The organism is Aminobacter sp. P4_D5 (assembly GCF_056401815.1).
Map to the genome: position 1 here is coordinate 1 of NZ_JBFUIP010000879.1, position 643 is coordinate 643.

Annotated in this window: 1 protein-coding gene; it reads right to left on the reverse strand. The window is 73.1% G+C overall.

The features are described 5' to 3' along the window. Window positions 1-643 (reverse strand): EAL domain-containing protein (locus AC1DWF_RS35555; RefSeq protein WP_476843159.1); only part of this gene is annotated, 643 nt, incomplete at both ends.

Here is a 643-nt window from a genome sequence, read left to right on the forward strand (position 1 = left end):
CCCGTGCGCGAGGCCGATGACCGTGCGTGCGATCGGGTTGGGCACGCCGCCCGCGCCGATGTCGCGGACGAAGCGCCGGTCGATCTTCAGCCGGTGCACCGACAGCCGCGTGAGGTGCGAGAGCGAGGCATACCCCGTGCCGAAATCGTCCAGCGCGATCGAGACKCCGAGGCTTTCCAGCTCCGCCAGCACCTGCGCGATGCGGTCGGCCGCGCGGTCGAGCAGCACGGTCTCCGTCACCTCGATCTCCAGGCAGGCGGGCTCCAGCCCATGCGCGCGCAGCTCCCTGCGCACGAAGCCGGCGAAATCGGGCGTCAGCAGCTGCGAGGCCGCGACGTTCACGGAGATCCGGCCCGGATCGAGCCCGCGTCCGCGCAGCCGCGTCAGCGCCGCAAGCGATAGGCCCAGCACGCAGGCGCCCAGCGGCACGATGAGCCCCATCTCCTCGGCGACCGGGATGAACTCGGCGGGCGAGACCGGCTTCTCGCCGTCCGACCAGCGGGCGAGGGCCTCGAAGCCGACATGCGCGCCGTCGGCGAGGCGCACCTGCGGCTGCAGCGCGATCTCGATGCCGCCGGCCTCGATGGATTCGCGCAGCGCCGTCGCGAGATGCGCGCGGCGCGCCAGCATGGCGGTGATGGCG